At 64.1% G+C, this 19,092-nt stretch carries 15 protein-coding genes and 1 pseudogene; 7 read left to right on the forward strand and 9 right to left on the reverse strand.

The genetic code is table 11. The annotated features are described in order from the left end of the window. Positions 1-47 precede the first annotated feature (47 nt). A complete protein-coding gene (gene fba, locus ACFSOZ_RS00060; RefSeq protein ID WP_023729260.1) occupies positions 48-1,112 on the forward strand; it encodes a class II fructose-bisphosphate aldolase in 1,065 nt (354 codons plus the stop codon). A gap of 50 nt (positions 1,113-1,162) precedes the next feature. On the opposite strand, the gene ACFSOZ_RS00065 is transcribed toward fba, so the two are convergent. The 6 genes from ACFSOZ_RS00065 to ftsZ form a co-directional block, all read right to left on the reverse strand. Further along, the gene (locus ACFSOZ_RS00065; RefSeq protein ID WP_379091961.1) at positions 1,163-2,386 is read right to left on the reverse strand and encodes a VWA domain-containing protein; all 1,224 of its coding nucleotides are present in this window, start codon (positions 2,384-2,386) and stop codon (positions 1,163-1,165) included. Next, positions 2,379-4,628 (reverse strand): DUF5682 family protein, encoded by a 2,250-nt coding sequence (locus ACFSOZ_RS00070; protein ID WP_379091964.1) that lies wholly within the window; start codon positions 4,626-4,628, stop codon positions 2,379-2,381. The genes ACFSOZ_RS00065 and ACFSOZ_RS00070 overlap by 8 nt, the downstream gene beginning before the upstream one ends. A gap of 4 nt (positions 4,629-4,632) precedes the next feature. Then, positions 4,633-5,712 carry an ATP-binding protein gene (locus ACFSOZ_RS00075; protein ID WP_379091967.1) on the reverse strand — a complete coding sequence of 360 codons (1,080 nt, stop codon included), beginning with the start codon at positions 5,710-5,712 and terminating at the stop codon, positions 4,633-4,635. A gap of 19 nt (positions 5,713-5,731) precedes the next feature. Continuing rightward, positions 5,732-7,165 carry a DUF5691 domain-containing protein gene (locus ACFSOZ_RS00080; protein WP_379091970.1) on the reverse strand — a complete coding sequence of 478 codons (1,434 nt, stop codon included), beginning with the start codon at positions 7,163-7,165 and terminating at the stop codon, positions 5,732-5,734. Beyond that, positions 7,162-8,544: an SWIM zinc finger family protein gene (locus ACFSOZ_RS00085; protein WP_379091973.1), complete on the reverse strand. Its 1,383-nt coding sequence runs from the start codon at positions 8,542-8,544 to the stop codon at positions 7,162-7,164. Before ACFSOZ_RS00085 ends, ACFSOZ_RS00080 begins: the two co-directional genes overlap by 4 nt. A 219-nt stretch (positions 8,545-8,763) precedes the next feature. Beyond that, positions 8,764-9,801, reverse strand: coding sequence for a cell division protein FtsZ (ftsZ, locus tag ACFSOZ_RS00090; RefSeq protein ID WP_379091976.1), 1,038 nt, complete (start codon positions 9,799-9,801; stop codon positions 8,764-8,766). 377 nt (positions 9,802-10,178) lie between these two features. Here ftsZ and ACFSOZ_RS00095 point away from each other — a divergent pair, with 377 nt between their 5' ends. Further along, positions 10,179-10,877: a GntR family transcriptional regulator gene (locus ACFSOZ_RS00095; protein WP_379091979.1), complete on the forward strand. Its 699-nt coding sequence runs from the start codon at positions 10,179-10,181 to the stop codon at positions 10,875-10,877. 123 nt (positions 10,878-11,000) lie between these two features. Here ACFSOZ_RS00095 and ACFSOZ_RS00100 read toward each other — a convergent pair whose 3' ends face one another. Continuing rightward, complete coding sequence (locus tag ACFSOZ_RS00100) at positions 11,001-11,813, reverse strand: class I SAM-dependent methyltransferase (RefSeq protein WP_379091982.1); 813 nt, start codon at positions 11,811-11,813, stop codon at positions 11,001-11,003. Between the two features lie 177 nt (positions 11,814-11,990). Between ACFSOZ_RS00100 and ACFSOZ_RS00105 the strand changes: the two genes are divergently transcribed. Next, the gene (locus ACFSOZ_RS00105) at positions 11,991-12,209 is read left to right on the forward strand and encodes a hypothetical protein (protein WP_379091985.1); all 219 of its coding nucleotides are present in this window, start codon (positions 11,991-11,993) and stop codon (positions 12,207-12,209) included. 231 nt (positions 12,210-12,440) lie between these two features. Then, the gene (locus ACFSOZ_RS00110; protein WP_379091988.1) at positions 12,441-13,796 is read left to right on the forward strand and encodes a glutamine synthetase family protein; all 1,356 of its coding nucleotides are present in this window, start codon (positions 12,441-12,443) and stop codon (positions 13,794-13,796) included. Between the two features lie 76 nt (positions 13,797-13,872). On the opposite strand, the pseudogene ACFSOZ_RS00115 reads toward ACFSOZ_RS00110, so the two are convergent. Then, a pseudogene (locus ACFSOZ_RS00115) lies at positions 13,873-14,561 on the reverse strand (SDR family NAD(P)-dependent oxidoreductase). A gap of 186 nt (positions 14,562-14,747) precedes the next feature. Next, complete coding sequence (locus ACFSOZ_RS00120; protein ID WP_379091991.1) at positions 14,748-15,608, reverse strand: MurR/RpiR family transcriptional regulator; 861 nt, start codon at positions 15,606-15,608, stop codon at positions 14,748-14,750. A gap of 205 nt (positions 15,609-15,813) precedes the next feature. On the opposite strand from ACFSOZ_RS00120, the gene murA reads away from it, so the two are divergent. The 3 genes from murA (at position 15,814) to murQ (ending at position 19,050) form a co-directional block, all read left to right on the forward strand. After that, positions 15,814-17,070 carry a UDP-N-acetylglucosamine 1-carboxyvinyltransferase gene (gene murA / locus ACFSOZ_RS00125; protein WP_379091994.1) on the forward strand — a complete coding sequence of 419 codons (1,257 nt, stop codon included), beginning with the start codon at positions 15,814-15,816 and terminating at the stop codon, positions 17,068-17,070. Beyond that, positions 17,067-17,948, forward strand: coding sequence for a glucosamine kinase nucleotide-binding domain-containing protein (locus tag ACFSOZ_RS00130; protein ID WP_379091997.1), 882 nt, complete (start codon positions 17,067-17,069; stop codon positions 17,946-17,948). The genes murA and ACFSOZ_RS00130 overlap by 4 nt, the downstream gene beginning before the upstream one ends. 178 nt (positions 17,949-18,126) lie before the next feature. Next, a complete protein-coding gene (gene murQ, locus ACFSOZ_RS00135) occupies positions 18,127-19,050 on the forward strand; it encodes an N-acetylmuramic acid 6-phosphate etherase (RefSeq protein ID WP_379092000.1) in 924 nt (307 codons plus the stop codon). The last annotated feature ends 42 nt before the right edge of the window (positions 19,051-19,092 follow it).

Genomic DNA, 19,092 nt, shown 5'->3' on the forward strand with positions numbered 1-19,092 from the left:
GGTCGGCCGCGACGTTGCGCTTGAAACCAGATACGGGAGACTATTGGGTGGCTCGCATAACACTGAGACAATTGCTCGACCACGCCGCCGAATACGGCTACGGCGTGCCCGCTTTCAACATGAACAATATGGAACAGGGCCTCGCCATCATGGAGGCCGCCGAGGAGACCAAGTCACCGGTCATCCTGCAAGCGAGCCGTGGTGCCCGCGCCTATGCCAATGACGTGGTGCTGGCCAAGCTGATCGACGCGCTGGTCGAAATCCACCCCGATATTCCGGTCTGCATGCATCTCGACCATGGCAACAACGAAGCCACCTGCGTCACCGCGATCCAGTACGGCTTCACCTCCGTGATGATGGACGGATCGCTGAAGGAAGATGGCAAGACGCCGGCCGACTACGCCTACAATTCCGGCATCACCCGCCGCGTCGTCGACATGGCGCATTGGGGCGGCGTTTCCGTCGAAGGCGAGATCGGCGTGCTCGGCTCGCTGGAAAGCGGTGGCGGCGAGCAGGAAGACGGCCACGGCGTCGAAGGCGCGATCAGCCACGACCAGCTTCTGACCGACCCGGTGCAGGCGGTGGAGTTCGTCAAGGACACCCATGTCGACGCGCTGGCGGTTGCCATGGGTACCAGCCACGGCGCCTACAAATTCTCGCGCAAGCCGGACGGCGCGGTGCTGGCCATGAACGTCATCGAGGAGATCCACCGCCGGTTGCCGAACATGCATCTGGTCATGCACGGCTCGTCCTCGGTGCCGGAGGATCTGCAGGAGATCATCAACAAATATGGCGGCCAGATGAAGCCGACCTGGGGCGTGCCGGTCGAGGAGATCCAGCGCGGCATCAAGCATGGCGTGCGCAAGATCAACATCGATACCGACAACCGCATGGCGCTGACCGGCGCGATCCGCAAGGTGCTGACCGAGAACCCGAGCGAGTTCGACCCGCGCAAATACCTGACGCCGGCGATGGCGGCGATGAGGAAGCTCTGCAAGGAGCGCTTCGAACAGTTCGGCACCGCCGGCAACGCGCAGAAGATCAAGCCGCTACCGGTCGCCGAAATGGCCAAGCGCTACAAATCGGGCAGTCTCGATCCGAAGTTCGGCTGACATCTCCCAGAGTTGCCGGGATCATCCTGGCAACTCTGGTGCCGGCTGTTTCACTCCGGCGTCTCGGTCTCGGCGCGGACCAGCTTGATGTCGGCGCCGGCCGCCCATGCGCCAATATCCTCCCGCCGCAATGCCGCCGCCATCATGTCTGGAAACAGATCCGGCGTGCAGGCAAAGACCGGAATGCCGAGCGCGGCCACAGAACCCGCCATCTTTGGGTCGTAACCGGGCCTGCCCTGGTCGGTCAGCGCCAGAAGCACCACGACATTGACGCCGGAACGAACCAGCGCGGCAAGCCGCCGCAGCAATTCCTGACCGTTGCCGCCTTCATAGAGGTCGGTGATCAGCACCATGTGCGACTTGGTCGGCCGTTCGATGCGCTCCGCGCAATAGGCGACGGCCTGGTTGATGTCGGTGCCGCCGCCAAGCTGCACGCCGAACAGGACTTCGACGGGATCGCTGAGCTCATCGGTCAGGTCGACGATGGCCGTATCGAAGCAGACGAGCTTGGTCCGCACGACGGGTAACGAGGCCATCACCGCGGCGAATATCGAGGCGTAGATCACCGAGCTTGCCATCGATCCTGACTGGTCGACGCACAGCACGACCTCGTCCAGATCGACCAGTCGGCGCTGCTTGCGCAAGAAGCCGACCAGCTTCTCCGGCACGATGGTCTTGTGCTCGGGCTGGTAGTGGCGAAGGTTGGCCGAGATGGTGCGCGGCCAGTCGATGTCGCGCTGGCGTGGCCGATTGGTGCGCTGCGACCGGTCGACCGCGCCCCGGATCGCCTCGGCCGTCTTCTGCTCCAGCCGCTGCATCAGTTTGGCGACGATATCGGCGATGATCGTACGCGCGATGTCCTTGGTCTTGGCCGGCATGACCGAGCGCAGCGAAATCAGGTCGGCAACGAGATTGACGTCCGCCTCTATCGCCTTGAGGAACTCCGGCTCCATCAGCATCTGCTTCAGGTTGAGGCGCTCGAAGGCATCCTTCTGCACGATCTGCACGACCTGCGCGGGAAAGAACGACCTGATATCGCCCATCCACTGCGCAACCCGCGGCGCCGAGCGGCCGAGCCCGCCGCGTCGCTTGCGCGGATCAGCGGCCGCATCGCCAGTACCATCGCCGTAGAGTGCATCGAGCGCTGCCGAAAGCCGCTTGTCAGTGTCGGAAAGAGAAGGCGATTTCTCGTCATCGGCGCCGATCGCCAGTCGCCAGCGGCGCTCGCGTCCGTCATCGGTCGACGCTTCGCCTATCTCGCCCTCGTCATCCATCGCCATTCTCGCCCATCAGCAAGGGTCCAAGCCGTTCCAGGTGACGGCGCCACGCCTCACCACCGTCCGGCGTCGGTGTAAGGCCCGCAGGTAAGCGCCTGGCGCGGCCGAGCACCGCTTCGATCAACCGCCGCCGCTCCATCGCGTCCAGATGCGAAAAGACCCGGCGCAGCAGCGGCAGATGCGCAATGAAGGCGTCTTCGTCGAGGGATTTGAGCCAGGCATCGACCGCTCCGCGCAGGCCTTCATCATAGATCAGCCGTTGGCCGGCAGTGCTGAAGAAACCCTCGAAGAACCCTGCCGCCTCGGCGACCGGCGTTCCCGGCGACAGGCGCCGCGCGATCAGGCCCGTCGCGGCGTCGGCCGACAGATGGCCGGCTTCGTAGAGCAGATGCGCGGCACAGCCCGCCACCAGCGCCGTCGATCGCGATCCATCCAGCACCGCAGCCAGTCCATTGCGCCAGGCGTCCAGCACGTCCTGTCCGGGCTCGACCAGGCTGATCGCCTCGTCGGCCTTGCGCATGGCGCCAACCAGCGTCGTGGACGCCTGGGCATCGAGGTCGCGGGCGGCATAGGCAAGTGCGATCCCGCCTTCGATGATCAGCCGTTCTAGCAGACCGGACAGGCGAACCGTTTGCGTCTTGCGCGCCTCGCCATAGCGGATGATGTCGGCGAGCGGCGGCACCGATGCCAGGATTTCCAGGCATTCGCTGCTGCGCGCCGCCCGTTCCTCCAAGGCCACGAGGCCGGCCGCCGACGCTTCCGACAGGTTTGCCGTGATGGCGCCCTGAACCAGTGCGGCCATCGCATCGAGAGACGTCGCCGCGCCGATCATCTGGATCAGCCGGCCGTTGGCGGCCTTTTCGATGGTCGGCCCATAGACCAGGTTCTCGACCAGGCGAACGGCATATTCCGGCTCCCACGACAGCATCCACCGCTCGCGAAACGTGCCGCGGCTGCGGCCGCTGTCGGTCAATTTGCCCCAGTGCACGCCAAGCACGTTCAGCCGGTGCAGCAATGTCGAACGAAACAGCCCGCTTTCGCTGCGCAAGTCGACCGACAGTTCGCGCTCCAGCGCCTCGGGCTTCAGCCGCGCCGTCTTCTGGTTGCGCTGGAGGTCCTCGATCAGCGGCGCCAGTGGCGTGTCGGGTGGAATTTCACCGACATCTGCACCCAGCAGCAATTCGGCTTCGACCAGCGCCCACAGCAGCGCTTCGCCGTTGAACAGGGCGGCGATCGCGGCGTCGCGCAATTCCTCGAAACCAGGCTTTGGCCGCTCACGGATTGCGGCCAGCGTGCGCGCCAGCCGTTCGGCTTCGATCAGCGAGGCGGTCGAGACCATATGCCCTTTCGCTCTCAGCACCGCCGCGATCATCGCCAGCCACAGGGTCGCCGCGTCGTGCCGGCCGCGTGTGCGCCACAGATGCTTGCACCAGCCGGGCGCGACGACGCCGGCGCCATAGCCGAAGCCCAGCGCCAGACGCGGCCCCGTCCATGGCGCCCAAGTCATCATGCTTTTGCGCCGGGCGAGCCCCTTGAGAAGCGCCTGGTCCTCCTTCTGCGGTCGCGTCGCTTGCAACGCAGGCACATGCCAGGCACCGCAAACGACAGCGACCGGCCCCTCGAATTCCTTGCGCGCGGCGGTGATTTCAAGCCGCATATGCGCTTCACGCCTGGCCTCGAAGGCGGCAAGCGGACCCTCGCCGTCGCGCAGCGTCGTCATTGCATCGGATATCGCGGCGAAGATCGGGCCCGGCTGCGGATTCTGCTCGATGATGTCAGACCACCAGCTCTCACCATCCTCATAGCCGGCGGCCTGCGCCAGCGTCCCGATCGGGTCGCGCAAATGCGGCGCCGTCTCGTTGCCGGCGCTGGGTTCTTCTTCGCCGGCATCGGCATTTTCCGCGTCGTCAACAGGCGCAGCCCGGGCCGATGACGGCAGGTCGATGAACCGCAAAGCCGCGTTGTTGCCGACAGCCCACAGGGCCGCCTGGTATTCCGGCGAGAACTCGGCGAAGGGCCAGAAGCTCGTCGAGGCCGGATCGTCTTCCGGATAGCAGAGCAGCGCCACCGGCGGCTGCATTTCAGGTCGGGCAAGCAGTGGCAGCAGCGCGGAGGCGTCAGCCGGCCCTTCGATCAGAACGGCGACCGGTTTCAACTCCTGCAACGCCTGCACCAGGCTGTCGGCGGAGCCGGGCCCGTGATGGCGTATGCCGAAATAGGAAACGTCGTTCAGCGCCATGGCGTCAGATGGCCGCGTTCAAGGCCGCGTAATAGCCGGCATAGTCCGGCCGCTTTTTGAGGACCGTTTCCAGGTACTCTTCCAGCACCAGTTTGTCCTGCACCGGATCCTTTATGATCGCGCCGACAAGGCTGGCCGCCAGACCTTCGGCGCCGAGCTTACCGCTGTCGAACCAGGCCGCCTGGCTGAGGCCACCAACCATGGTGGCGATTGCTTCGGCCGTGGACAGCGAACCGGACGGCGTCTTCAGCGTGACCTTGCCGTCTGATGTCGCACCGGAGCGCAATTCGCGGAAGATGGTCAGCACGCGGGCGATCTCCTCGCCGACATTCTTCGGCACCGGCAGGTCGAGACCGCCGGCCATTTCGCCGACCCGCTTGGAGACGATCGCGACTTCCTCGGCCATGTCCTCGGGCAATGGCAACACGACGACGTTGAAGCGGCGCTTCAACGCCGATGACAGTTCGTTGACGCCCTTGTCGCGGTTGTTGGCGGTGGCGATGATGTTGAAACCGCGCTGCGCGTAGATCGATGTGTTGAGTTCCGGGATCGGCATCATCTTTTCGGAAAGCACGGTGATCAGCGTGTCCTGCACGTCAGAGCCCATGCGCGTCAGTTCTTCGAGGCGGCACAGTTTGCCGTCCTGCATGGCACGGTAGAGCGGTGTCGGCACCAGCGCCTCCTGGCTCGGCCCCTTGGCCAGAAGCTGCGCGTAGTTCCAGCCATAGCGGATCTGGTTCTCATCGGTGCCGGCCGTGCACTGCACGATCAATGTCGAGTCGCCCATGATGGCGGCGGCGAGATGCTCCGACACCCAGGATTTCGCCGTGCCCGGAACACCCAACAGCAACAATGCGCGGTCGGTGGCGAGTGTCGCCACGGCGGTCTCCATCAGCCGACGCCGCCCGACATATTTCGGCGTTATCAGCGTCCCGTCGTCAGCCTTTCCGCCGAGCAGATAGGTGAGAACCGACTTTGGCGACAGGCTCCACCCGGCAGGCCTTTGCCGGTCGTCGTTGCGTGCGAGCGCCTGCAACTCGGTGGCGTAGGCCTGCTCGACCGGGAGACGGATGGCTGCGTTCATTTGCTTTTCTCCGGATTGATCATATGTCGGTTCCAGGCCCGGCCAGTGATGCGTTGAGACGCAGAAGACCGAGCGAAGGCGCAGCCGGAGGCATGCCGGCCGCGACAACGTCCCCGATCAATTTTTCCGCCGTCGCCGCTGTGGCAAGAAAGCCTATCGTTTCCAGTATTTGCTCGCTGCTTCGCCGCGCGAGCTCGTCGCTTCCCGCAATGGCGGAACGCAACGCCGGCAAGGCCTGTGTCAGGTCTGCCCATTCCAGCCAACTTGCTTCGAGGCCTTCGGCCTGATTGAGCGCGCCAAGCGGTTGCGGGCCTTTCAGGATCAACCTGACCAAGACACGCTTCCGCTGGCTGTCCAGGCGCGGCATCAGTTGGAGGACCAAAAGCGCCGGCTTGCCGCCTTCGGCGACAAGTGCATCAGCCAAATACGCCACCGCCGCATCGCCGCCGGACACCGAGACCATTCGAACGAGAAAGAGATCGGCATTGTCGTCGACGCCGAACTGCCATGCCCCGACGAAATCGGACTCTGTCTTGCCGAAGCGGGCGGCAAGATCGCCCAGATAACAGGTGGCAAACAAATCGCCGCGGCGTGCCTCTTGCGCAGGTGACTTGAGTTTTGCCGGCGCGTAGGTGGTGCGGCGGCGGATGAAGCCGGATTTGCCTTCTGCGATGAAGGCGGCGAGTTCGGCTGTCGGATCTTCCGGCCCGCCATCACGGGGATGGCCGTGCTCTCCCAGCCTTGCCAGCAGCCGGCCGGCCAATTCGCGCACCTTGCCGGAACGATCGGCGGAGAGGCTCTGCAGGAACGGCACGTCATCGGCGCCGAGGCCGAAGCGCATCAGTTCGATGAGCGCGAGCCTGACCTCCGCCGGCTCGCCAGACCCCTTGGTCTCGATCAGCATCCGGGCCGAAGCCGGTGCGGTGCGACGCATGTCGGCCAGCGCGGTACGGCGCGCAGCGGGATAGAAGTCGTCCCAATTTTCCGCCGCCAGTTGTTCCTGGCTTGTATGTTTTTCGCCGTCCACGCCTGACTGCCAGTCGATCCAGGGCGCATAGACGTCCGGACTTTCCTGATACGATGCGGCAGGCATCCAATCCATCGGATGCAGCACGAAGCCTCGGCTGGCGACGAGAGTCACCACACGCGTCTTGCCTCGTGTGTCGCTGGCATGCTTCAGCGCGGCTCGCAAAAGCGGCCGCAGCCGCTCCGGCAGCATCGGCAAGGCAAGTTCGGGCAGCGGCGGGCGCCCCTTCAGCGTCTTCGGCGCGGCCGGCCGCAAGGCGATGTCGAGGGCTTGCGCGGCGATTGCCAGCAGGCGGCGTTCGCGTTCGTCGGGGTTTGCACTGCCGGCGATCTCCTTCCACGCGGCCGGAGCCAGGTCGAATGTGGTCCCGCCGGTGATCCAGCAATCGCGCATGGTCGCCAGGCCGGTCTGCTCGATCTCATTCATGACAGATCAAGCCTTCCGAACCCACTTTGCGCCGCCAGCAGGTCAAGCCGGCTGCCGTTCCAAAGTGCGGCCGTTGCCTTGAGGTCCAGCCCAAGCAGCGTTGGATTGACGGTGTCGGCGATCGGCAAGGCGATGCCGTGCGGATCGCCGGCGGCCTGCCACCAAGCGGCGCCCCGATCATCCAGCAGGATCGCTCCGGACGGCAGCATGACAGGGCAATCGGTCACCCAAGGCGCGGCGTCCTGGCGCGCAATATGGGCCGCGAGCGGATCCGATGCGCCAACGCTGAAATCGGGCCACTCACCGGACGGGACGTCGCCCCTGCGGTCCGCCACCAGAGCCCGCAGCGGCTGGCGCGCGGGATAGAAGATCAGCCGGGCATCGAAGCGGTCGCCTGGCGTGAACGCGTTCGACCGGCGACCGGCCGACGCCGGAAAATAATCGAGCAGGAGCGCAAATTGCGAGGTCGCGCTGTTCAGGTCGAGCAGCCAGGTCGAATGGCTGACAAGACCGTCGCGGCGGGATTCGATCTTCTCGCCGAGCACCTCCCAGACGCTTTCGACCTGTGTCGCATCGGGATTGGCCAGCACCTGTTCGCGGCTCTCGGAGGTCGATACGAGCCGCTTCAGTTCCGGGTCATCGGGTGCCGATCGCCAGGCCTTGGCCAGCAGCACAAGCTTGCCGAGTTCGCGGATCGCTGCGTCCGGCCGTTCCTCGCTGCGCAACGCCATCAACCGTGACGGTATCTCGTCGATGCGGCCGGCAAGTGCCGTCGCCTTCATGTCGACCAGCCGCGCAGCGATCCGGCGGCAACGGTCGCTGCTGTTGTCGACAAAACCGGCAAGCCCAAGCCGCAGCTGGTCGGCGATCCATTGATCCAACTCATCCAGCGCCGCCGACACGGAGGATCGCGTCTCTCCCGCCCGCCTGCGCTGCGCCGCCTCGCGGCGCTCGACCGCTGCGGCGTCCTCGATATCTGCGCTTTCGTCGCGCGCGGCTTCGCCAATGCTCTTGCCTCCCGCACCGGGCGTCGGTTCCACAGGCTGCGACGCCGTCTTCCTACGGCGGCCCAGCCAATCGTTCACCCATTCCGGCGTCGAGCCGGCAGCGGCAAAACCGGCTGGCGCGGTGGCGGCGATCCACATCAGCGCCAAAGTGTGCTTGCAGGGAAATTTCCGCGACGGGCAGGTGCATTTGTAGCCATGGTCGCCGGTGTCGACGACCACACGGTAGGGATTGGAGCCGGAACCCTGGCATTCCCCCCAGATGAGAGCGAGCTGTTCACTCTTTTCGAGCCGTGGCCAGTTCGATTGCTTGGTCAACTTGGAAGCGGCGCTCAACGACGCCTGGTCGGGCGCGAGCGCCTCGATGGTTTTCAAGTCAAATTCCAAGCCGCGCCTCTCGTCGCTCGAACGAATGCCGGTTGCCAGTATAGATGGCCGTCTGTGAAGGATTCTTGTAGCAGCAGTGCCCCAGAGATCGATACAGCTGGCCGCGTTAATTTGCGTCGCCAGGCTGATCTGCGGGCAATGTGTCCTGCTGTTCGGTGATCTCCCTCAGAAAGGCGTGCCTAGGCGAGGATATACGCGGGATACGCCCTACTGAAGCGTCCGCGCTGGCGGCTGGCCGACGTGGTCGCGGGCGATGCCGGCATCGGCATCCTCGGCCCCATACGAACGGTCGAGCCCCGTCGCCACCACCGAGACCCTGAAGCGGCCTTCCATGCTCTTGTCGAAGATGGCGCCGACGATGATGTCGGCGTCCTCGTAGACCTCTTCGCGGATGCGGGTGGCGGCCTCGTCGACCTCGAACAAGGTCATGTCCCTGCCGCCCGAGATCGAGACTAGGACGCCCTTGGCGCCCTTCATCGACACTTCGTCGAGCAACGGGTTGGCGATCGCGGCTTCCGCCGCTTTCATCGCCCGGCCGTCGCCGGAGGCCTCGCCGGTTCCCATCATGGCGTGGCCCATGTCGCGCATCACCGATTTGACATCGGCGAAGTCGAGATTGATCAGGCCTTCCTTGACGATCAGGTCGGTGATGCAGCTGACGCCGGAATAGAGCACGCGGTCGGCAATGACGAACGCATCGGCGAAGGTGGTCTTGGCGTCGGCGATCCGGAACAGGTTCTGGTTCGGGATGACGATCACCGTGTCGGCGCTCTCGCGCAGCCGCTCGATGCCCTCTTCGGCCATCTGCATGCGGCGCCTGCCCTCGAAGGCGAAAGGCTTGGTGACGACGCCCACGGTCAGGATACCGGCCTTGCGCGCAGCCTGGGCAATGATCGGAGCAGCGCCGGTTCCGGTGCCGCCGCCCATTCCAGCGGTGACGAAACACATATGCGTGCCAGCCAGATGGTCCATGATCTCGTCGAGCGATTCCTCGGCCGCGGCGCGGCCGATCTCGGGAAGCGATCCGGCGCCCAATCCTTCGGTGACATGCGCGCCAAGCTGGATCAGCCGCGTTGCCTTCGACATGGTCAGCGCTTGCGCGTCGGTGTTGGCGGCGATGAACTCGGTTCCCTGAAGCTGCTCCGTGATCATGTTGTTGACGGCATTGCCGCCGCCGCCGCCGACGCCGATGACGGTGATCTTGGGTCTCATCTCGGAGATTTCGGGCTTCTTGAACTCGGCCATGCCTGTTTCTCCTTCGCCAATCGCGCGCACTTCACGACCCACCCGCAGACTGCCTTTGGGTCATTGCAATCGAGCGGCATGACGCGAATCAGTCCGTTCGGATGGGTACCCCAAAAAGCCAGAGAGCGGCCAGAGGTGCAAGTGCGGGAACGGTCAAGATTTGTGATGACGGTTTTGCACACCGTGGTACAGACGCCGGGCGCCGGGCCGCTGGGGGCCGGCTTTGCCAACACGGCTTGCCGCGCAATGATCGCAGCGGCTATCATGTGCTTGATAAATCGCTGACTTCGGCGTTCCTGCCGCGTTCGGCCAACCCGATCGTCTGCGGCGAATGTCGTCAGGGTAGATTTCAGAACGAATGAAGTAGCGCCCCTGCCATGGCCGACAGAACACAATTCGGGTTGACCGCCGTCGACACCGTCCCCTTGCATGAGAAAGTCTATCTGGAGCTTGTCAGGGCCTTGATGTCCGGCCAGTTCGTGCCTGGCCAGAAGCTGACCTCGCGCAAGCTCGCCAAGGAACTCGGCACAAGCGACATGCCGGTGCGCAGCGCTTTCATGCGGCTGCAGGCGCTGCGGGCACTGAGCCCGATGCCGAACGGCAGCGTCGAAGTGCCTGTCATCTCGGCTGAACGGTTTTCACAATTGACCGCCGTGCGGACGATCCTTGAAGGCTCCGCGACTGAATTTGCGACAAAGCTCATCAACGGCAACAATTTGCGGACGATCCGACGCCACTGCACCGACCTGACGTTGGCGGCCCGCAAGGGCGATATCGACGACTATCTGCGCAAGAACCACGACTTCAAATTCTCGATCTACCGCCATTGCGGCAATGAGCAGATGATCTTCCTGATCGAGACCGTCTGGATGCAGGTCGGCCCGTTTCTGAGGAACCTGGCCATGGGATTCGAGGACGATCTCGCCTCCATTCTCGACATCGACTACCACGAGGAAGTCGTCGCGGCGATCGAGGCCCAGGATGGCGAGCGTGCGCGCGCGGCCATCGTTCGGGACATCGACGAAGGCGCCACACATATCCTTCGGCAGGCCCGGTTTCCGAAAGCCAGAAACTAGGGCGATCCACCGTTTCACGGAACCGCCGGATCGCCCTATCTCTTTGTTTTAACGCAATTCCCTAGGGAAAAGCGCTACGCGCTTTTCCCGGGAAAACTGTTTCACACTTTTCCTGGAATTGCTCTAGACCACAGCCATGATGACGTGGGCCTGAATTTTGGCGGCAACCTCGCCGCGGCCATGTCTGTCCGCAATGGCGGCTGCTGCGTAGTCGGTCGCGGCTTCCAGTCCTCCCGCGTCCCTGGCCTCGATTTCGCTGCGAAGAACAGTTCCCTGGCAATAGGCAACGGCCGGAACGCGCGGCGAGGATGCGCGGCTTTGTTCGGCTCTCGTTTCGATCATCACATGGGAGAAGCCCGCGACCTCCAGCTCGCTGCGGATCAGCGCCGTATCGTGGTAGCCGTGTGGCGTGCGGGCCAGAAAGCGCGGCGGATCGTTCGGGAAAATCTCCGCGAGAGCATTCGTCACATCGTTGGCGAATATATTCTCCTCGATGCGATCCCAGACGTTGAACAAAAAATGGCCTCCGGGCTTCAAGACCCGCTTTGCTTCGCGGTAGCCTGAGGGGCGGTCGGGAAAGAACATCGCGCCGAACTGACAACAAACGAGATCGAAGACCGCATCTTCAAATGGCAGTGCCAGGGCGTCCGCCTGGCGCCATGTGATGCGACTGTCGGGAGCTTGTCGCGACGCGGCGTAGTCGAGCATCGGCTGGTTGAGGTCGGTTACGACATAGCTTGCGCCGGGGGACAGTCTTGGCGCCAATGCGCGGGTGACCACCCCGGTGCCAGCGGCGATTTCCAAAACGGCACTCGGCGACAAGGACGCTGCCCTTCGCGCAAGATCCGCGGCGAACGGCTCGAAAATCAACGGCACCATATAGCGGTCGTAGTTTTCCGGAATCGAGCCGGTGAACATCTTGTCCGCTTCAAGCATTGCCACCACCCACCATCCGTTCAACCGCTCGCGAGACTAGCACAAAATTGCCCGCTTTGATCACTTTCGACCGAGAGGCATCCAGCCGTATAGCAGGTATGTCGTCGAAGCTTGCCTGCTGTCGCATGGCGGGCCGAACTCCTGTATGCTCGGCGGAAAGTGGTGGAGGTTTCTTCCATGAAACGACATCTGACCGACGAGGAAAAGGCGCGCGTTCGCGACAGGCTGACGGCAGTCGAGAGCGCCGCGTATCCGGACCATATCGTTGCGGTCATGGTGAACAACGAAACCGACGACAACGGCAATCCGGTATGGTCGGTCGTCAAGTCATTTGACGATAAGGAGGCTGCCTACGGGCACAGCGTGCTTATCAAGTGGCCGGGTTGCACCTGGTAACACGCACCACTCGAATGCCACTTGGCTTTCCCAACTCATGCCTCTATGTTGCGATCGCAGATCGCGTAATTGGTTTTGAAATGCCTCCCGACATCCCGACTAGTGACTTGAAAAGATAAGAAAACCTCCGGCGGCGGTCGGATTTTGGTTTTCAAGAACTCACAAGCCATTTTTACCAGGGACAGCGTAGCCGGTCAGGTTGCGGCACCTTCAAAAACCAGAGGTTAGAAATTGAGCGATGCAATTGCGGACGTTTTGAACTGGCTTGAAACCAGAAACGACATCCAGAGCCTGAGGGCGGCGGTGTGCGACCTCAACGGCGTCATGCGCGGCAAGCGCATCCCGGTCGAGCAGGCACGCAAGGCGCTGGAAGGCAAGCTGCGCATGCCTTATTCCCTGATCGGCCTCGACATCTGGGGCGAAGACATCGAAGGCAACACGCTGGTTTTCTCGACCGGCGACGCCGACGGATTGTGCCAATGGACGGGGCGCGGCATTCTCCCGGTGGCCTGGACGGCGCATCCCACCGCGCTTGTCCCGCTCTGGCTCGCCGACGAAACCGGCGCGCCCTATCTTGGCGATCCACGGCGGGCGCTGGCCCGCATTCTCGATCGCTACAAGGCCCTGGGATTGACCCCGGTCGCGGCGACGGAACTCGAATTCTATCTGGTCGATCCGCAGTCGCAGCGGCCGGTCGGGCCGGTGTCACCGGTAACCGGGCGCCGCCTCGATTCCGACGCCGCGCTCTCGATCGATGAGATCGACGACTTCGAATCCTTCATCCACGACGTTTACGAAGCCTGCAGAACGCAAGGCATTCCCGTCGACACGGCCATTGCCGAAAACGGCGTCGGCCAGTTCGAGATCAATCTGAACCACGTCGCCGACGCTCTGCGGGCGGCCGACGATGCCGTGTTGTTCAAGCGCACGGTGAAAGGCATCGCCCGCAAGCACGGCTTTGCCGCCTGTTTCATGGCCAAGCCCTATGGCGACCGCGCCGGCAACGGCTTTCACGTCCACTTCAGCCTGGTCGACGCCGAGGGGCGCAACGTGTTCGACGACGGCACGGATCAGGGCTCGGAAATCATGCGCCATGCGGTCGGCGGCCTTCTCGCGGCGATGGCCGAGAGCACGCTGGTGTTCGCACCGCACTTCAATTCATACCGCAGGCTGCGTCCGAGGTCCTACGCTCCGACCGCCGTGGCCTGGGGTTACGAGAACCGCATGGTCGCGATCCGCATTCCCGGTGGCCCGACCGGCGCGCGTCGCATCGAGCATCGCGTTTCGGGAGCGGATGCCAATCCCTATCTGGTGCTTGCCGCCATATTGGGCGCAGCACTAATCGGCATTGAAAGACAGTTATCGCCCGGCGACCCGACCGGCAGCGACTGGCAAGGGCTTGTGCCGGCCAAGCTGCCGCCGGACTGGGCCTCCGCGATCGCCAGTTTCGAGAGCGGGACACACGTGGCCGAGATCTTTCCGGCAATCCTGCGCGACTCTTTCATCGCCTGCAAACGCCAGGAACTGAACACGTTCGCGCTCAATGTCAGCGATTTCGAGATCGAGACCTACCTCGAAAGCGTTTAGGTCCGATTGCCCTATAAGGGCATCGTGGTCGACCAGATTGTCGGCGGCATGAACTATGGCCGCATCAGTTAGATTGTCAGAACGCCTCGACCCACGGCCTGAGCTCGACTTCGAAGCTCCAAGCGCTCCGGTGCTGACGATGGACCGCGAGATAGGCCTCGGCGATCGCGTCTGGCGACAGGCGGTGGTCCGGCCTGTCGGGATCGGTTGCCTGTCCGGGCGGCGCGATCTGACCGTCAATCATGAAATGCGCGACATGGATGTTTTTGGGCGCAAGCTCGCGGGCCATGGATTGCGCCAGTCCGCGCAGGCCGAATTTCGGCATGGCAAAGCCGGCCGAGCCGGAAAACCCCTTGAGGCTGGCGGTGGCACCGGTGAACAGGATCGATCCCGAGCCCCGCGCCAGCAGCCGCCGCGCCGCCTGCTGGCCGACCAGGAAGCCGCCATAAGCGCCGACCAGCAGCGCCTGCCTGACCGCATCGGGATCGAGATCGGCGATCGGGCCGCGCGTGCGCCCGCTGGCGTTGAACACCGCAAGCGCAGCGGACCGGCCTTGTCGGCGGCGTCGAACAAATTTGCAACGGAGGCTGGATCGGCGACGTCCGTCTCGACGGCCAGTGCGCCGGTCTCGTCGACCAGGGCGCGCAGCTTCTCGACGTTGCGGGCCGCCAGAACCACACGGAAGCCCTCTCTCGTGAGAAGACGCGCAAGCGAGGCGCTCAGGCCAGCGCCCGCACCTGCAATGACGGCCACATCGGATGTCATGATTTTTTCCTCCGGTGTTTCGCAACGTCGCGCTTTCGGCGACAAGAGGCAAGAAAAGCCTTTGCTGCGATTTTGGTGTCAGGAGGATGTGGATACCAAAAACCGCACGTGCAAGCCTCTGGCAGATCGTGGGAGAGGCAGGCTCCATTCCAGATGACGGCGGGACTGCCCTCCGTCCTGAGGAAACTACGAAGACCGATCGGCCTTCAGCACCGAGACCGCTAGCTCGCTGTTGTGGATATGTTCGTTGGCGTCGGGCTGCTTTTGCACCAGCAGGATGAACAAAAGGTCGGTCAGCGTCAGCTGCGCGTCGCGTGCGGTGATGGATGAGGAGCGCGCACGCTCCTCGTCGGCGATGGTGTAGAGGCAGATGTCGGCAACCCGGCTCAGCGGATTGTCGTGCAGGCCGGTGACGGCGATCACCGTCGTGCCGCGCTTGCGGGCAAGCTCGGCGATGCGCAAGGTTTCGATGCTGGCGCCGGAATAGGAGAGTGCAAACAGCACATCGCCAGGCCCGAGCGTCGAGACATTGGCCATCTGGATGTGGCTGTCGCTGTCATGCAGCACATTGCGGCCGAGCTTCATCAGCTTGTAGGAGAAATCGCGCGCCACCAGCGAGGAGGCGCCGACACCGACCAGATGGATGCGGCGCGCGCCATCCAATAGTTCCAGCGCCCTGGAAATGATCCGCTCGGTGTTGGCGGCGACGGTCCGCTGTATCGACAGAAGCTTGCTGCCGACCAGCTTTTTCAGAATAACCTGGTAGCTGTCGCCGACCTCGATCGAACCGTGGATCACGCCGGCCGGCACCTGCCATTCCTGCGCCTTGGCCTCGCTGACGGCGAGCTTGAGTTCCTGGTAGCTGGCATAGCCGAGCTTCTGGCTGAACTTGACGACGCTCGACTGGCTGCGTCCGATCTCGGCCGCAAGTGCGGCAGTCGACAGGCGCAGCATCTGGTCGGGATTGTCGACGATGTACTGGCCGATCTCACGATCGCCAGGAGCCATGCCGTCGAGCTTCGCATTGATCCTGTTCAGAACGGACACGGGATTCCCTTACGCGTTTCAGGCCGGCAAGGCGCACAGCCAACCCCGGCTGACGGCGCGCCAAGATAGGAATAAAATATTCCAATTCCGATTGACAGCCAAGAACGCACAATTAATTCTCGACCTGGACCCAAGCCAATCCAGGATTCGGAGCAGCACTCCGGAGCGTGACGGCGGCCCGGCTCCTGGCACAAGGTTTCAGCCCATGGACAGACTGCGGATCGTCGGCGGACAAAGACTGGAAGGCGCGGTCACCATATCCGGCGCCAAGAACGCTGCCCTGCCGCAGATCGCGGCGGCCCTGCTCAGCCCCTACCCGCTCGAACTGACCAACCTGCCTGATGTGACCGACGTCGAGAACATGCTCGGCGTAGTGCGGCTGCACGGCGCCGAAGTGACGCGGTCGGCCCATGCCGCGACGATCGACACCAGTGCCGCCGTCTCCAAGGAGACGTCCTACGATACGGTGCGAAAGATGCGGGCGACGGTGCTCGTCCTGGCGCCACTGCTGGCCCGCTTCGGCCATGCGCGGGTTTCGCTGCCGGGCGGCTGCGCGATCGGCGCGCGGCCGGTCGACATGCATGTCGCGGCGCTCGCCGCACTGGGCGCCCGGATCGCCATCGAAAACGGCTCGATCGTCGCATCAGTGCCGCACGGGCTGACCGGCACGCGCATCGTCTTGAGCTCACCATCGGTCGGGGCAACGGAGACCGCGATGATGGCGGCGACCACGGCCAAGGGCGAAACCGAGATCCTCAACGCGGCGCGCGAACCCGAAGTGGCGGACCTCGCCGCTTGCCTGAACGCCATGGGCGCGCGCATCGAGGGCGCCGGCACGCACCGCATCCTGATCGCCGGCAACACGACCTGGCACGCTGCCCGGCACGACATCATCCCGGACCGGATCGAGGCCGGCACCTATGCCATCGCCGCGGCGATTACCGGCGGACAGCTCGAACTGACGCATGCCCGGCTCGAGCATATGGCCTCGGTGGTGCAACTGCTGGAGGCCACCGGCGTCAGCGTCTGGCCGGGCGACCGCGGGCTCATCGTGTCGCGCGACCGGCCGCTCAAGGCGGTCGACCTCACGACGGAACCCTATCCGGGGTTTCCGACCGATCTCCAGGCGCAGTTCATGGCGCTGATGTGTTGTGCCGCGGGCGCGTCGCTGTTGCGCGAAACGATCTTCGAGAACCGCTTCATGCATGTTCCCGAACTGATGCGGCTCGGCGCCAACATCAAGCTGCAGGGCACCACGGCGCTGGTGCGTGGTGGCGAAAGGCTACATGGCGCGCCGGTGATGGCCACCGACCTGCGTGCTTCGGTGTCGCTGGTGCTGGCGGCGCTGGTGTGCGAGGGCGAGACGACCATCAACCGCGTCTATCACCTCGACCGCGGCTATGAGCAGTTGGACCGCAAGCTCCGCCTGTGCGGCGCCGACATCGAGCGGCTGAGCGCATGAGCGACGCGGATCATTATTTTCTCGGTGTCGACGGCGGCGGCACCGGCTGCAGGGCTCGCATCGAGGATGCCCAGGGAAACGTGCTGGGACAGGGCCTGTCGGGCCCGGCAACAACCCGGCTCGGCATCGACGCTGCCTGGGCCTCGATTGCGAAAGCTTTCGACGCGGCGATCGAAGAGGCAGGGTTCGGACCAGCCAAGACCGCCCGGATCAGCGCCGGTATCGGCCTTGCCGGCATCGGCCGCAAGGGCGCGCTGGAGGCGTTGCGGGAGATCGCGCATCCATTTGCCAGCATCGATTTCGTCAGCGACGGCGTCGGTGCCTGCCTCGGCGCCCATTCCGGCCAGGACGGCGCCATCGTCATTGCCGGCACGGGCTCGATCGGCCTCGGCTTTGTCGACGGCCGCGACCTGCGTGTCGGCGGTTACGGGTTTCCGATCTCCGACGAAGGCAGCGGCGCCGATCTTGGACTGAAAGCGGTGCAGCTGGCGTTGCGCGCCCATGATGGCCGGCATGAGCGGACGGCGCTGCTGGCGGAGGTGATGCAGCGCTTCGAGGGCGACCCGATGGAAGCGGTCGCCTGGATGGACCGCGCCAGCGCCACGGACTACGCGGTCCTGGCGCCGATGGTGATGCGCCATGCCGACCAGGGCGACCCGGTCGGGCGGCGCATCGTGCAAAGTGCGGCCGAGCAGATCGACACGCTGGTGCGGGTGCTGTTCGAACAAGGCGCGCCGCGCGTGACCTTGCTGGGCGGCCTGTCCAGCCCGCTCGAACCATGGCTCGCCCCCGATGTGAGGCGCCGCCTGAAGCCGGCTGACGGCGATGCCGTCTCGGGCGCGATCATCCTCGCCAAACGGTCCTGCGGCGGGCGATAGCGCTCTGTCCGGATAGGAATAATATATTCCACATTCCTGTTGACGGTGCGAATATTCAATTCTAAAAAGTTAACGAAGGAAAACAGGTAGCGACAACGGACCCATGGTCCGTGTGCGCTGGTGCCGGTCAAGGAGCTACGCTCGACGCCGGCCGTGCGGCACGATTTGAAAGTAAGAGATGACCGAACAAGGGTTGATGTCCGAGCTGGACCGGCTGGTTTCCGAGGGCCGCAACCCGAGGACGATGGACATCGACCTGCTGCCGACCATCGACGTCCTGCGCAAGATCAACGATGAAGACAGGGCCGTCCCGGCGGCTGTCGAGAAGGTCGTGCCGGAAATCGCCGCCGCGGTGGACCGCACCGTGCTTGCCTTCCAGAAGGGTGCGCGGCTGATCTATATGGGCGCCGGCACCAGCGGCCGGCTCGGGGTTCTCGACGCTTCGGAGTGTCCGCCGACGTTCGGCGTGCCCGAAGGCATGGTCGTCGGCCTGATCGCCGGCGGTCCTGACGCCCTGGTGCGGTCGACAGAAGGCGCCGAGGACGATCCCAAAATGGGTGCCAAGGCATTGCAGGAGATCGGGCTCACAGCAGACGACGTGGTGGTCGGCATAGCGGTCAGTGGGCGCACGCCCTATGTCATCGGCGGACTGAACTATGCCAGGCAGGTGGGCGCAACGACGGTCGCGCTGTCCTGCAATCCGGCATCGACCATTGCCGGCATGGCCGACATCGCCATCTCGCCGGTTGTCGGTCCGGAAGTGCTCACCGGCTCGACCCGGCTGAAGTCGGGAACCGCGCAGAAGCTGGTGCTCAACATGCTGACCACCGCCAGCATGATCCGCATCGGCAAGAGCTACCAGAACCTGATGGTCGATCTTAACCCGTCCAACAAGAAGCTGGTCGCCAGGGCGATCCGGATCGTCATGCAGACGACCGGCTGCACGGCGCAGCAGGCAAAACACGTTCTCGGCCAGACCGGCAATGATGTGAAGCTGGCGATCCTGGTGACGATCACCGGCATGGGCGTCGAGGAGGCGCGTGCGGCTCTCGGCAAGGCCGGAGGATTCCTGCGAAAGGCGATCAGCGACACAACGGCGTGAAGCCGCTTGAGACAAGACGGCGTGAAGCCGCATAGACTGGGC

Source organism: Mesorhizobium newzealandense, assembly GCF_042682145.1.
In the GTDB taxonomy this organism is placed as follows: domain Bacteria; phylum Pseudomonadota; class Alphaproteobacteria; order Rhizobiales; family Rhizobiaceae; genus Mesorhizobium; species Mesorhizobium newzealandense.